This window comes from Clostridioides sp. ZZV14-6345 (assembly GCF_020657775.1).
GTDB lineage: Bacteria > Bacillota > Clostridia > Peptostreptococcales > Peptostreptococcaceae > Clostridioides > Clostridioides difficile_D.
Map to the genome: position 1 here is coordinate 42812 of NZ_JAGWCX010000020.1, position 15832 is coordinate 58643.

The 15832-nt window shown below is 28.8% G+C and carries 11 protein-coding genes and 1 pseudogene; 9 read left to right on the plus strand and 3 right to left on the minus strand.

Translation table 11 applies throughout. From position 1 onward, the window contains the following. Positions 1 to 66: 66 nt before the first annotated feature. The 3 genes and pseudogenes from KGF39_RS07435 to KGF39_RS07440 form a co-directional block, all read right to left on the minus strand. Complete coding sequence (locus KGF39_RS07435; RefSeq protein WP_227821791.1) at positions 67 to 2349, minus strand: EAL domain-containing protein; 2283 nt, start codon at positions 2347 to 2349, stop codon at positions 67 to 69. A 344-nt stretch (positions 2350 to 2693) separates the two neighbouring features. Continuing rightward, complete coding sequence (locus KGF39_RS20205; protein WP_413927073.1) at positions 2694 to 3068, minus strand: hypothetical protein; 375 nt, start codon at positions 3066 to 3068, stop codon at positions 2694 to 2696. Next, positions 3060 to 4082 (minus strand): annotated as a pseudogene (locus KGF39_RS07440) (PrpR N-terminal domain-containing protein); the annotation flags it as partial. The pseudogene KGF39_RS07440 and the gene KGF39_RS20205, both read right to left, overlap by 9 nt. 313 nt (positions 4083 to 4395) lie before the next feature. Here KGF39_RS07440 and KGF39_RS07445 point away from each other — a divergent pair. The 9 genes from KGF39_RS07445 to KGF39_RS07485 all read left to right on the plus strand — a co-directional run bounded on the left by KGF39_RS07445 (position 4396) and on the right by KGF39_RS07485 (position 15684). After that, a complete protein-coding gene (locus KGF39_RS07445) occupies positions 4396 to 5778 on the plus strand; it encodes a TldD/PmbA family protein (protein ID WP_227821793.1) in 1383 nt (460 codons plus the stop codon). A gap of 11 nt (positions 5779 to 5789) precedes the next feature. Next, positions 5790 to 7139, plus strand: coding sequence for a metallopeptidase TldD-related protein (locus KGF39_RS07450; RefSeq protein ID WP_227821794.1), 1350 nt, complete (start codon positions 5790 to 5792; stop codon positions 7137 to 7139). A 58-nt stretch (positions 7140 to 7197) separates the two neighbouring features. Then, positions 7198 to 7731 (plus strand): ferritin-like domain-containing protein, encoded by a 534-nt coding sequence (locus tag KGF39_RS07455; RefSeq protein WP_227821795.1) that lies wholly within the window; start codon positions 7198 to 7200, stop codon positions 7729 to 7731. Between the two features lie 83 nt (positions 7732 to 7814). Then, positions 7815 to 8624, plus strand: a complete 810-nt coding sequence (locus tag KGF39_RS07460; protein ID WP_227821796.1) for an alpha/beta fold hydrolase — start codon at positions 7815 to 7817, stop codon at positions 8622 to 8624. A 410-nt stretch (positions 8625 to 9034) separates the two neighbouring features. Next, positions 9035 to 11080: a sigma 54-interacting transcriptional regulator gene (locus KGF39_RS07465; protein WP_227821797.1), complete on the plus strand. Its 2046-nt coding sequence runs from the start codon at positions 9035 to 9037 to the stop codon at positions 11078 to 11080. Positions 11081 to 11341: 261 nt separating this feature from the next. Next, entirely contained in the window at positions 11342 to 12541 is a 1200-nt protein-coding gene (locus KGF39_RS07470; RefSeq protein WP_227821798.1) for a membrane dipeptidase, read from the plus strand. Between the two features lie 51 nt (positions 12542 to 12592). Next, on the plus strand, positions 12593 to 13288 hold the full coding sequence (locus KGF39_RS07475) for a DUF5058 family protein (RefSeq protein WP_003426729.1): 696 nt from the start codon (positions 12593 to 12595) through the stop codon (positions 13286 to 13288). A 12-nt stretch (positions 13289 to 13300) separates the two neighbouring features. Beyond that, positions 13301 to 13978 carry a hypothetical protein gene (locus KGF39_RS07480; protein WP_227821799.1) on the plus strand — a complete coding sequence of 226 codons (678 nt, stop codon included), beginning with the start codon at positions 13301 to 13303 and terminating at the stop codon, positions 13976 to 13978. Positions 13979 to 14082: 104 nt separating this feature from the next. Beyond that, positions 14083 to 15684, plus strand: coding sequence for an amidohydrolase family protein (locus KGF39_RS07485; protein ID WP_227821800.1), 1602 nt, complete (start codon positions 14083 to 14085; stop codon positions 15682 to 15684). Positions 15685 to 15832: the final 148 nt, after the last annotated feature.

Consider the following 15832-nt stretch of genomic DNA (forward strand, 5'->3'; position numbering starts at 1 on the left):
TAGAAAATAAAAAAACTTGTCTTCATAAAATGTTTAAACTTATTTTATAGAGACAAGTTTTTTATTTTATTTAACGAAACTATCCATACTGACTTCTTCTAATGTTTTTCCAAAAGTCATTTTCTCAAATATTTCTTGAGGTAGAGGTTTTGAAAAAACATATCCTTGTATCATATCACAATTAATTTTTTTAAGATAATCCATTTGCAAGATTGTTTCAACACCTTCTGAGATACTATTCATATTTAATTTTTTTGTCAAATTAACTATAGACTCTATTACATGATTTTCAGCAATATTATCTGCATTAGGTGAGCTAAAAAAAGCACGGTCAAGTTTTAATGTATCAACTTTTATTTCTTTTAACATATTTAGTGAAGAATATCCACTTCCAAAATCATCTAGTGAACATTGAAAACCTTCTTCATGGATTTGGTCTATTATATTAATTAATTTTTGGAGATTTTCAAATACAAGTGTTTCAGTTAATTCAATTTCTAAGAGTTTAGCAGGAATATCGTATTTATTACGAATCATTCTGTATTTTTCTAAAAAATCTATATTATTTAAGTTTGCACGTGAAAAATTAACTGAAACAGGTATTGGAGTTTCTCCATTATCTATCCATTTTCGTATCATGTTACATACTTTTTCAAAAACATAGTAGTCAAGTTTTGTGATAAAACCATTTTTTTCAAAGAAAGGGATAAACTCATCTGGTGGGATAAGACCTTTATTTGGGTCTTGCCATCTTACTAATGCTTCAGCACCTACAATAGTATTATCTTTAAGACTTATTTTAGGCTGAAGATATACTATAAATTCGTTATTACTCAGGGCTTCTTCCATTCTATTTTCCATTTCTTTTTCTTTAATCATTTTTAAACGTTCTAAGTCGCTATAAAAAACACATGTATAAAGTGGATGATTTCCAATATTTCCTTTATTATTTTTTCTTGCAACATTTGCACGGTCTTGAATTGAAACTAAAGGTAGATTTGGGTCATCAATTTTATATACACCTATAGATAAAGCTATAAAATATTTACATTCTTCATTTTTATTGAAATTATTAATATCATTTGTAATCTTTTCTATGTACTTAAGAATTTCTTTTTGAGGAATAGTTTTAATAAGTACATTAAACTGGTCATTAGAAACTCGACAAAGTAATTCTTCTGGTTTTAGATAATTACTAATAACATCATGTATGTATTTTAATGTTTTATCTCCTGCTTTACTACCAAAAGAATCATTAATAAGTTTGAATTTCTGAATATTTATAGATATTAATGAATATGTTTCTGGTGAAGATGACTGTATAATTTTTTTAGCTTCCATATCAAAACGTGCTTTACTATAGCCTTTAGTTACAGAGTCTACATAGGCAATTTTTGTAAGTTGTTCTTTATTTTTTTGATTTATAAACATAATCATTATAATAAGCAGTAAAAATAATATAATAATTAAAATATTGATAAAGATTGCTTTTTTTAGAAGTAAATCAAATTGTGCACTTGCTATTTTTGTTGGAACAACTGAAAGGAGGTATAAGTTTTCTTCTTGTAATGGAAGATAGTGTATTGCTTTAGAAATACCATCATTTAATGTAAAATACATAGAACCAGTTTTGTTCTTTTTTAAGTTTGTTTTCATTTCTTCAAGTTTATTTTTATCAACCTGTTTTCCTTGATATTTAATCATGTCAAAAAAATTTATCACATTCTTTGGTGCATTTTTGTTTGCTGAACTTACAATAAAATTTCCATTTTGGTCGATAATTTGGGAAAAACCTTCACCATTAAAGCTTTCTACACTTAATAAGTTTCTCATAGTATCAATATTATTCCAAGCAGCAACAACTCCAACAATTTTATCCCCTTTGTATAGTGGTACAGAATATAAAATTCCATACCTACCAAATGGTGATTTAACATGAGTAATTGTTTCTTTACCTTGAAGGGCTTTTCTATAAAAGTCTTGTTCTTTAACATTACCTGTATCTTGAAGGTTACTTATGAAATTCCCATTAGAATCAATAATACCTAACCAATCAAATTCAAATAATTTTAATTTTTTGGATAAGTATTTATTAACTTCTTTGTCATTATCATTAATCTCAAAATAAGTATCTCCAACAGAATATAGTGTCCTAAATATACTTTTACATTTCACATCAATTGTAGTAGAGATGCTTTGTGAAACTTCTATAAGATACCTTTCTGTTTCATTATGTGTTACTTTATTTAGAGTCATAATAAAAGTGACACATGCTAAGGACACAATTATAAGGAGTGTTAATAGTAAGCTGGCTATTATTTTTTTACTTTTTATGTTTTCAAAGTTCATTCTTTTGTTTCATCCTCCATCCTTTATTTGTTTACAAATAAGAGTTCTCTCAGACATATTATACCAAATATCTTTTCATACAAAGACATTAAATTTTATTTATTTGACTTTATATTTAACTTTATTTAAGCTTTTTAGAGAGTAGATAAGATATGTTTATAGTTTTAAATCGTATTTTATGATGTTTTAATTAAAAGAGGCTAAAAAAGGAACTGTTCTCAAAATAACTTTGACACAGTTCCTTTTCAGTATTGTAAATTTTTATAAGATTAGAAAGGATTTTTAGTTTATACATCTATTATAAGTATTATATTTATAAAAAATGTTTTATTGTCTATTGCAATCTAAAATGTAGATGAAATTCTGTAAATACCAAATTCTCTATGACCAAGACTTTCAGCTTTGGTATGCTTACCATTACAGACTTCTACTATTTCATTAAATATTTCTTGACCTATATCTGCTATTTTAGCACCATCTGTTACAATTCTACCTGCATTTATATCAATATTGTCTGGCATTTTGTTGTATGTATCACTGTTTCCAGTGATTTTAATAACTGGTGAAATTGGGCTTCCTGTTGGAGTACCTCTACCAGTTGAAAAGATTACAATTTGTGCACCACCTGCTACCATACCAGTGATAGAATCTATATCCTGACCTGGAGTATCCATAAAATATAATCCTTTTTTATCAGGAGGTACAATATCAATTTCTATACAATCTTTTGTCTTTTTACTAGCATGGATTATATCATCAAAAGTGTATTTAGCAGATAGCCCTTTATTTAGTAAACTCCTTCTTATCGTATGCTCAAAAGAACTTATCTCCTTACTATCTTGAAATGTAGAAACAGCTCCTTGAATTTGCCCATCAACAATAATTGGAACTCTGTTTGTAATGATTTTTGTACTACCTATGTTTTGTATCTCACCAATTTGAGGTTCCATAGTTTCAACTACTTGTGGAAGAACTGTGTTTGGAATAACATCTATAACATTATGATAAAGTGCATTTTCTTTTTTTATACCAAATATTTTTTCAGCACTTTTATTAAATAATGTTATTTTAAAATTTTTATCGACTGTTATTATTCCATCATGTACGAAATCTGTCATAGCTTCTATCTGTAATCTTCTTTTTTGTTCATCTTTGGTTGCTTCAAGTATTTGTTCTGCTTGTTGAATAGCTCTAAGTATGTTTTCTTCTCTAGATTCGATTAATATTCCATTACAATTAAGTCTCTTGACAATATGTGCAACAGTAGTATCTCCTATATATGTGTTGATACCCTTTTTTCTGTACTTTTCTATAGCATCATAAATTTCTTCTTCTTTTTCAATTTCAATCATAGTTATTTTCTTATTCAATATCTCTTCTATAATATCGAAGCCATAGATGACATTATTAAATCCAATTATTCCAAATGGTTCATCGGAATTTTTTACTTCTTTATAGCTTTTTATAATATCATAAGCATCTACTTTAATTTCAACTATGGGTATGCTGTAAGTAGCTTTTAACATGTTGTAAGTTCCACCTCGGCTTATGATAATTCTAGTACCATGATTAATACTTTTTTCAGCAAGAGGGATACCTTCTTTTAGATTGCCAAATACAACATCAATATTTGTATATTTGCTTTTTTTAACTATGTGAAGTGATTTTTCATAGGTTCCTTTAGTGGGAGCAATAACGAGTATTTCTTTCATAATAATTCCTCCATATTTCATCAAATAAACTTAAATATTATCTCATGACTAAATTTTATAAGTTATATTTTAATATTTTACTTTATATTTAATTGTAAATAAAGTATTTTTAAAAAGAACATTATATTGTCCAATATAGAAAATGATGTTATATATTTTAATTATATAGATATATGGGTATGTATAAATAAACATGTGATAACATTTTAGTGTAAAACATATGTATAATATATTCATAAGTATCTTATTTTAAGTAATATAGTATATAATGTTTGTTAACAAGTAAAAAGATTGAATAAAAGTTAATTAAAAATTTAAAGTAGGAGGTAAATTTATGCTTTCAAAAGATATAGCTTCAAAGGTATTAGAAAAGTGTCTAATTACTGGAGGAGACTTTGCTGAGATTTTTGAAGAAGACACTATAAATAACTCTATTAGTTTAATAGATAATAAAGTAGAAAATGCAATAGGTGGAAGAAATTATGGTATAGGAATAAGAATATTTAAAGGATTAAAGAGTATATATGCTTATACAAGTGACAATTCATTAAATAGTTTGTTGGATGTAGCATACAAAGCTGCTGTTGCTTTAGGTAAATTGGAAGATGGAAAAAGTGTAATATTAAATTACAGTATTAAAATAAATAATATACATAATATAAAAATTTATCCAAATTCAATAGCTAATAGAGATAAAGTAAATGTTATGAAGGTTGCATATAGGAGTGCAAAAGAATTTAGTAGTGATATATCTCAAGTAAGTGTTAGCTATTTGGATAAAGACCAAAAAATATTAATTGCAAATACTGAAGGGATATATGTTGAAGATAGAAGAATAAGAACTAGACTGGGAATAAGTTCAATTGCATCCAAAGGTAATGAAAATCAAACTGGATTTGAAGGACCTGGAGGCTGTAAAGGCTTTGAAATATTTGAAGATATAGACCCAGAATACTATGCAAAAGAATCAGCTAGAGTAGCACATACTATGCTGCATGCTAAAAATTGTCCAGCAGGTAATATGATGGTGGCAATAGATAATGGGTTTGGTGGAGTAATATTTCATGAAGCTTGTGGACATTCTTTGGAAGCTACATCAGTTGCAAAGGGCAACTCTGTATTTGCAGATAAATTAGGTCAACAGATTGCCTCTACAAAGGTTACAGCTATAGATGATGGTACAATACCAAATTACTGGGGTTCTATGAATATAGATGATGAAGGGAATCCAGCTCAAAAAAATATACTGATTGAAAATGGAATTTTGAAGTCTTATATGATAGATAAGCTTAATGGTAGACGAATGGGAATGAATCCTACAGGAAGTTCTCGTAGACAAAACTACAAATTTGCTCCAACTTCAAGAATGACTAACACTTATATTGCTGCTGGAGAAGATAAACCAGAAGACATTATAAAGTCGATACCAGATGGACTTTATGCTAAAAAAATGGGTGGTGGCTCTGTAAATCCTGTAACAGGAGAGTTTAATTTTGCAGTTTCAGAAGGTTACTTGATAAAAAATGGAGAAATACAAGAGCCAGTTAGAAGTGCTAGTTTAATTGGAAAAGGTAGCGATGTACTTATGAATATAGATATGGTTGGTGATAACTTAGAACAAGCTCAAGGGATGTGTGGTTCCTCATCAGGAAGTATACCAACTAATGTAGGGCAACCTATGATAAGGGTAAAAGAAATTACTGTAGGTGGAAGATAGGAGGGATAAGTGTGGAACTTAAAAGTTTTAAGGATATATTATTTAAAAAAGCTCTAAGTGAAGGTTTTGAAGAGTGTGAAATATATTATTATACAGGAGAAAATTTAAGTATAAATATATATGAAGGAGAAGTTGAGAAATACAATCTTGATAAATCTTTTGGTTTATCTTTTAGAGGGAAGGTAAATGGAAAGATAGGTTATTCTTATACAGAAATTTTAGATGATAAAGCTGTTGATATGTTGATAAAAAATGTAAAAGATGGAGTAGGTACTATTGAAAGTGACGATGCACAATTTATATATGAAGGTGATAAGCACTATAATGATGTAAAGACTTACTCTAAAGAGTTAGAAAATTTAGAAGCAGATAAGTTGATTGATTTAGCTCTAGAAATGGAAAGAGAAACTAAAGCTTATTCAGATAAGGTAGTAAATTTATCTAAGTGTACTATATCTTATTCTGTATCAAGTAATGGTATATACAATACTAAAGGTCTTGATTTAAGTAATAAAACTAATGTGCTTATAGGATTTGTAGTTCCCATAATACAAGACAATGGACAAAAATATGATGGAGTAGGGTACAATATAGGAAATTCTATTGAGGAAATAAAGCCTTGTGAGATAGCAAAACTTGGTGTTGATAATGCTTTGTCTAAAGTAGGAGGTAAGAGTATACCATCAGGTAAATATAAAACTATATTGTTTAATGAAGCTATGGTATCTTTACTTAGCACATTCTCTGGAATATTTAATGCAGATTCAGCTCAAAAAGGATTATCTTTATTAAAAGGCAGAGAAGGAGAGATGATAGCATCTCCTATAGTTACAATAGTTGATGACCCACTTTTAGAAAATGGCATGGCATCTACTCCTTTTGATGATGAGGGAGTAGCTACATTTAGAAAAGAAGTTGTTTCAAATGGAGAGCTTATAACTTTACTTCATAACTTAAAAACGGCTAATAAGGCAAATGTAAAGACTACAGGAAATGGAATAAAATCTTCATATTCATCACCTATAAGCATATATCCAACTAATTTTTATATAGATAAAGGAGAGAAATCTCTAGATGAAATTATGAAGGATATAGGCGAAGGATTGATGGTTACTAGTTTTGCAGGTCTTCATTCAGGTGCAAATTCAGTAACAGGAGACTTTTCTTTAGCAGCTAAAGGCTTTTATATCAAAGAAGGGAAAAAAGAATTTCCAGTAGAGCAAATTACAGTAGCAGGAAACTATTTTGATTTATTGAAAGATATTGAAGTTATAGGGGATGATTTAGAGTTTCCAATGAGTAGCATAGGTTCACCTTCAGTTGTTATTAAGGAGTTATCAGTAGCTGGAAAAGATGAATAATAAAAAGTCGTGATGCATACAATTAATATCATACGTTAAATTTAAAGGAGGGGATATTATGAGTGATGCACATTACGACATGCACAAGAGAAAGGGATACTCAAGTGATGAGCCATACCCAGAAATAAAGGTTTTAGGGCAAAATAAGTATTATGCAGAATTATTGATGGATGACTATGCTGGAGTATCAAGTGAATTTACGAGTGTAAATCAATATCTATACCACAATTTTGATTTAGATGAAAAGCATAGAGAATTAAATGAAATGTGGGTAAATATATCTATAACAGAAATGTTACATATGGAGATATTAGCAAAGACTATAAGATTATTGGGTGGAAATCCTGTATATAGAGGCTCTACAAGTTCTTGTGGTGCATATTGGAATGGTGGTTTTGTATGCTATGGAGATTCTATTTGTAACAGATTAAAACTAGATTTGCATTTGGAACATGTGGCTATTGACAATTATTATAAAGATAGAAGTCTTATTGAAGACCCTTATATAAAAGCCATATTAAATAGAATAATCCTAGATGAAAAACTTCATGTAAGTTTATTTGAAAAAGCAATAGAGAAGTATTGCAAATAAACTCAAAAGTTTAGTTATTCATCATTTTATTCATATATATAAAATAACCATCATACATTTTCTTGAAGGGAGTTGCTATTGATATGTATTATGTATATGTGAATGATATAAATATAGCCGTATATGATTTAAATCCGAGTGCTAAAAAAACAGTACTTTTTATACATGGATGGCCATTAGGACATAAGATATTTGAATATCAAACAAATATATTACCAAAACTCGGATATAGAACAGTTTCAATTGATTTAAGGGGGTTTGGTAAATCTGATGCAACCTCAGGAGGATATACTTATAGCCAGTTAGCAGATGATATTTATAAGGTGGTACATGCTATTGGCTTAAAAGACTTTACCCTTGTTGGTTTTTCAATGGGAGGGGCAATTGTACTTAGGTATATGAGTTTGTTTAATGGATATGGGGTATCAAAATTGGCATTAGCTGCAGCTGCTGCACCATCATTTGTACAAAGACCTCCAGAGTTTCCATATGGTATGACACGTGAAGATGTCAATAAATTGATAGCACAAGCATGTACTGATAGACCAGGAATGGTAACCAATTTTGGAAAAAAAGTGTTTGCATCAAATCCCTCAGAAAGTTTTAGAAGGTGGTTTGATGATATTGGTTTTAGTGCATCAGGTATTGGAACTATTGGAACAGCTATATCTTTAAGAGATGAAGAATTGTTTAATGATTTAAAATGTGTGAGAGTGCCTACTGGTATATTTCATGGGAAATTAGACGAAGTATGCCCATATGAATTTGCAGTTTTTATGAATGAAAAAATAGAAGATTCAACTTTATATACTTTTGAGTATAGTGGTCATGCTATATTCTATGATGAGCTTAAACTATTTAATCAGGAATTTTTACAGTTTTTAGAGGAATAGAGATATTTTATTACCACTTAGAAAAAGAGTAATATTATGTGAAATGATTTAAAATAAATTTTATAATGTCTTGTACACTAAACAAATAGGGTCTTAGAACTTGTCATTAAGTTCTGAGACCCTATTATTATATATTCCTAAATTTTGTTATGATTTATTCTTTATTCTTACTCAAAATTGTTGATATATTAACAATTTTATATTAAATTTTTGTTTCTATTTCAATAATGTTAAAATAATCGTTTTAGAAATTAAATTATAGGTGAAAAAAGATAGCTTACATTATTTTACTTATAGAAAATAATGGTAAATGATACAAAATGTGATTTTTAAGATTTAAAACTTTTTCAAAAAGTGCTACAATAGACCAAATTATTACTTTCTATACTCGTTAAACAGGAGGTGGTGCTATGAAAAAACATAATATTTTATTTGTATCAACTGATGACAAAATAAATATAGACATATCAAAACAATTGGAAAATATGTTTGGAGAATTTTGTAATATAGATAACTTGGTCTATGTAAATAGAATAAGTATTGAACTGTCGAAATATGAGCTTGTAGTATGTTCAGACAATGATATAAAAGAGCATATACATAATAATATTGATAAAAATATACCTATTGTAATAATACATCGTACTATAAACATTGAAAATATAAATCAGATAATAAGTATAGAAAATGATTCTGACGTTATGGTTATAGATGCTTACAAAGAGTCAGCAGATGAAACTGCCAAGATAATTAGAAAACTAGGATTAATTCACATTAATCTAATACCATATTATTCAGATTGTGATAAGTCTAAATGTGAGATTGGAATTATTACGGGAAGCAGAAACAGCATACCACAAAACATAAAGCAAATAATTGACATAGGTGATAAAGTAATTGATATAAATACAGTTATAGAAATCTTTACAAAACTAAATATATCTATAGATAAGTTACATATTATTAAAGAAAAATATAATGAAGATACAGTAAGTGGATATAGGTATTACACAACTATGAATAAAACCATGAAGAGTTTTTTGGAGATTATAGATGAAGGTATTGCTTCTATTGATAAGTTAGGAAAATTTATATATTGCAACAAAGTATTCTCTAATCTAGTTGGAATAGACCAAAATGAAATTATATCTAATAATTTTATGGACTTATTTAGTGATAAGGTTGTCAAAAAAATATTTTTTCAAGAGGATGAAGTTAATGATGAAGTAGTAAATTTAAATAACAAAAAACTGATAATTAATAAAGTAAATGTTTATGAAAATAATGAACGAATAAAGAGTATTATAAGCCTTAAAGATATAAGTGCAATCCAAGTACTTGAGGACAAGATTCAAAATAAATTTCAAGCAAAAGGTTTTGTATCAAAGTATACGTTTGAAAATGTTGTAGGTGAGAGTAAAATAATAAAAGAAAAGATTAATATTGCAAGAAAAATAGCAGCTACAGATTTTTCTGTGTTGATACTTGGAGAAAATGGAACAGGAAAAGAAATATTTGCCCAGGCAATACATAATGAATCTCTAAGAAAAGACAAGCCATTTGTTGCAGTCAACCTATCTTCTTTGTCAGATACACTTATTGAAAGTGAGCTTTTTGGTTATGAAGAAGGAAGTTTTACAGGAGCAATAAAAGGTGGGAAAATGGGTATATTTGAAAGAGCACATGCAGGAACAATTTTTTTAGATGAGATAGGTGATATATCGCTAGATGTACAGAAACGATTGTTGAGAGTTTTACAAGAAAAAGAAGTTATGAGAATGGGTGGAAGTAAAATTATACCAATAGATGTTAGAATTATAGCTGCAACGAATAAAGATTTGAAGAAAAAAATCAAAGAAGGTTCTTTTAGAGAAGATTTGTATTATAGGATTAATGTATTACATATAGAGGTACCTAGACTTAGAGAGCGTAAAGAAGATATACCTCTTATAAGTAAGTATTTTTTAGATGAAATAAATAGCAACAAATGTTTTACAGAAGAATCAATGCAAGCTTTAAGGATGTATGAATGGCCAGGGAATGTAAGAGAGCTTAAAAATTTAATTTATTATATTGACACTATAGTGGAAGAAGATAGAGTAGATTACGAGCATTTGCCAGAACAATTTAGGTTTGAAAAAAACAATACTTTAGTTAATGAAAACTTTGATTCAATTATTCTAGATTTCAAACAATCGAACTTTTTTGATGAGAGTATATGTATATTGACTAGTATAGAAAATTGGAATAATAAAAATATGTTTTTAGGAAGAAATAAACTACAAGAAATTTTAAAAGAAAAAGGTATTGTTTTAAGTGTAGACCAAATCAGAAAAAGAATAGATAAATTAAAGAGTCATGGTTTACTTTTATCTGGAGTAAAAAAACAAGGTAGTTTTATAACTGCTGAAGGAAAGAACTTTATATCATATGTAAAATTTAAGGGGGAGATATAGGGGACTAAAAAGGAAAAATCCCCTAAAAAACGACCTATAATAGACAGGAATAAATAAGATTATTTTTAAAATTAAGACAGTTCAAAAGTGTTAAATTAATAATATAAAAAGATTATTTCTAATAAAACAGTAGTAAGTCTCAATTTTACTACCGTTTTTATTTTTTGAAAAGTTTATTATACAATTAAAATTTGTATTTTGGCATATCAATTGCTACATAGAAAAAATATAGAAAATTGTAGAACTTGGAGGATTGTTGTTATGAAGTCAGCTTATAAAGGATATGAAGCCTATAGTTATTTAGAAAAAGGAAAAGATATTTCATCCATTGAGATGTGTAAAGGAGATAAGAGAGTAAAAGAGTATCTTATTGAGTTAGATGATGCTCAAGAAGCTAAGGTTAAAAGTATAGTGGATGAAAAAATATTTATATCATTACATGAACATCCAGTCTTATTTCCAGAACACCTAGAAAGAGATATATTTGAATACAATAGAGAAGGTAAACAAAGATGTGCTTATGAAGCATTATCAAGAGGATATTATGATGCTATATTTGATAATTTAATGGATGGTGTATGTACGATAACATCAAATTCAGGCTGGAAATGGGATGATATATTAATAGACTTAGGCATGAGATTGTGTGATTTAGCCCATCAAGATTTTGTTATAAAGTGTGAAAAAGTAGAAGATATATACAGGGCTAAAAGTGAAGGGAAAGTGGCATTGATACCAACGCTAGAAGGGGCAGCACCAATAGAAAATGAACTTGATAGAATAGATATACTATATGGATTTGGTATAAGATTAATGGGTATCACATACAGCGAATCCAATGCATTAGGTTCAGGATTAAAAGAAGAAAAAGATGGGGGTCTTACAAATTTTGGGAAAAAAGCTGTTGAAAGAATGAATAAGATTGGAATGGCAATTGATTGTTCACATGTTGGAGTGCAAACTACACTTGATGTTATAGAATATAGTAAGGACCCAATAATATTAAGCCATGTTGGCGCAAGAAGTTTATGGAATACAAAAAGACTAACTCCAGATGAAGTGTTAATAGCATGTGCTAAAAAAGGAGGGGTTATAGGTGTAGAAGCAGCACCTCATACCACAATAACGGAGAAGAACAAAGAACATTCAATAGAGTCATTTATGGAACATTTTGAGTATATTAAAAATTTAGTAGGAATAGACCATGTAGCTTTTGGACCAGATACAGTATATGGCGACCATGTAAAATTACACTCAGTACTAGCTGCTAAATTTGATATAAAAAAAATAACAGGTACAAAAGAACATCCTAAAGTAGAATATGTAAAAGGTCTTGAGAATCCAACCGAAACTTCAAAAAATATTGTTAGATATTTAGTAAAACATGGATATAGTGATGAGGAAATAGAAAAGGTACTAGGTGGAAATATACTTAGAGTATTAAAGCAGGTTTGGAAATAGATATATTAGAAATATTAATAAAATTTGAGGATTTATAGGGAGGTTTTATAAATGGATTATTTAAAATTAGCTAATCATCCACTTTTGTGGATAGCAAGTACAGTAGCAGTATCAATAGTAGTGGTACAATCCCTTATATTTGCTATAAAATCTTGTAAAGTCGGTAAAACAATGGGAATAACAGATAAACAAATAAAATCAGCTGTTAAGAGTAGTGCTATTTCAGCTATAGGACCTTCAATGACTATATTTGCTGGAATGGTATCGCTTATAGTAACTATGGGTGGACCTATAGCATGGATGAGATTATCATTTATAGGTTCTGTAATTTTTGAATCAATGTCAGCTGGGTTTGGGACAGATGCGTTAGGCATAACTTTAGGTTCTCCAGAAATGACAAAACTTGCATTTACAAATGCAGTTTGGACTATGATACTGGGTTCTTTAGGATGGATAATATTTACACTACTATTTGGACATAAACTAGATAAGATAACTAATGTTATATCTAGTGGTAAGAAATCATTTATACCAATAATATCTCTAGGAGCAATGTTAGGCTCATTTGCATATCTAAATGCTGATAGGGTGTTACGTTTTGATAATGGAACAATTGCATGTATAAGTGGAATGGCTATAATGGTAATATTGTGTATGCTTGAAAAGAAGAAGAACATAAAATGGCTAAGAGAGTGGGGGCTTACAATATCAATGTTTAGTGGAATGATAATAGCTTCAGTAATATAAGGGGGTAGTTTTATGAGTAAAGTAAAATCTGTATACAATGAAGAATATTTACCTTTTATGATAAAGTATGGAAGATTGACATTATCTTTAGGTATTATAGCAGCATTAGTTCCTGGAATAATTTTGAGCTTTGGATTTGGTATTATGCCTCCAATATCAGCATTATTAGCAAGTACGATGGCGATTGTTAGTATGAGTGCTCCAAACTACATAATAGAACCAGTTTCTTATTCGCCAATCTTAGGTATACCAGGAACTTATATGAGTTTTCTTTCTGGTAATATATCTAATATGAGGCTACCATGTTCAATAGCAGCTCAAAAGGCAGCAGAAGTTGAATCAGGTACAGAAGAAGGTTCAATAATATCTACAATAGGAATAGCTGTATCTATTTTAGTGAATATAAGTATACTAACTATAGGAGTAATTTTAGGAGGAAGTGTATTATCTAAAATTCCAGCTGAAGTGGTAGAAAAATTAAATTTAATTTTACCAGCTCTATTTGGGTCAGTTTTTGGACAAGTATTTTTACAGGATAAAAAATTAGGTCTAGTAGCAATTGTAATATCTGTATTGACTATTATACTGTCAAAGCAGGGTATAATACCTCAGTCTTTAGTAGTTCTTATATGTGTATTTGGCACTATATTAATTGCAAGAGCTATGTATAAAGATAAGCTTAGTGACTAATTACAATGAAATAATAATGAGTTTTAAAATATAAAAATTGGTTTTTAAAGTATAAAAAATTGTATTAAAACTACTTAAAAATTGGGTTTTAAGGAGGGAATATTTTGATATATGATTTAATCTTAAAAAATGGATTTATAGTAGATGGCACAGGTAATACTGGTTTTTATGGAGATATAGCAATTAAAGACAATTTAATAGCAAAAATAGATTCTAAGGTAAATGGTAATACAAATAAAGAAATTGATTGTTGTGGAAAAGTTATAACACCTGGATTTATTGACCCTCATGTTCATGAAGAGATAGTAGCAATACTAGATGGCAAATTTGAAAAGTTCTTAAAACAAGGAGTCACAACAACTATAAATGGTAATTGTGGACATTCTATAACACCATATTCTTCTGAAAATGTATATGAATATATGTATAAAAATGGTCTATTACTTGAAGAAGAAAAAAAATATCTTATAGATAAAAATAAATGTTGGAATAATTTTACAGAATATTGTGACCTTATATCTAAAAGTGGTATTTCTATCAATATGGGATTTTTGTTGGGGCATGGTACTATAAGATGGAGTGTTATGGGAGGGTCTAAGGATAGACCTCCTACAGAAGAGGAAAAAAATGAAATTACAGATATAATAAGTGATGGCATGAAAAGTGGTGCTTTTGGAATATCTACTGGATTGGCATATATACCAAGTAAGTATGCTGATATTGATGAACTTGTTGATATTGCAAAGCTGATAAAAGAACATGATGGTATATATACATCTCATATTAGAGATTACATAGGAAGATATAATGCGGTGAAAGAAGCTATAGAGGTTGGACAAAAAAGTGGCGCTAGGGTTCAAGTATCTCACTTAAGTCCAGTTGAAATAGAGGCATTTGATGAAATATTAAAGGCTAGGTATAATGGTGTTGATATAATGGTGGATACAGTACCAAGAAGTTCTGGACATTGTATGAAGAAAAAAAGAGTGATTCAATTTATTATGGCAATATCATCTAGTCTATTTGAATTAGGTATAGATGGAGTAATGGATGCTCTCAGAAATGAAGAAGGAAGAGCACTTATACTAAAAGAAGCATTTATACTTGGAGATAGAGGAAGTATAATACTTCTAAACACTAATGATATTGATATGGAAAAGAAATCAATATGTGAAATAGCCATACAAAAAGGTATAGATGAGGACAAGTTATTACTCGATTTACTTTTAGATGGAGATGAAGAACTTATCTTTTGTTTAGGAGGAATGTATAGAGCAGATTTTCCGGATAAACTACACGATAATAAAATAATTGATAATCCATTTGTTATGGTTGGTTCAGATTGTTTGTTTAGTGTGGGTGGGGATATGTCATGGTTTGAACTACAAAGAAGAGGTGCTTTTCCAATTTTCTTCAATATGTACAGAAAGTCAGGTGTCAGACTAGAAGAGATTGTAAGAAGAGTAACTTCATTACCAGCTAGACAGTTTAAAATAAAAAATAGAGGTGTTCTTAAAGAAGGGTTTATAGCTGATATAGCTGTTATTGATATGGAAAACTATAGTTATCCTAGGTCAGAAGATATTGATTTTTCAAAGCCACAATTACTAGCCAATGGTGTTGAATATGTAATTGTAAATGGAAAAATTGCGTTAGAAAATGGAGAGATTACTGAGAATAAATGTGGTGAAGTATTAAAAAGATAAGGTTTTAAAAATAATAGGATTTAGAAAGCAAATAAATATCTAAGTAAGTAAAGACGAAGTTTGAGATTTATTTAAATAAAAATCATGCTTCGTTTTTATTTATAGTATTAATATTTATTTTAATAATCAGATAATATTTATACTTTAT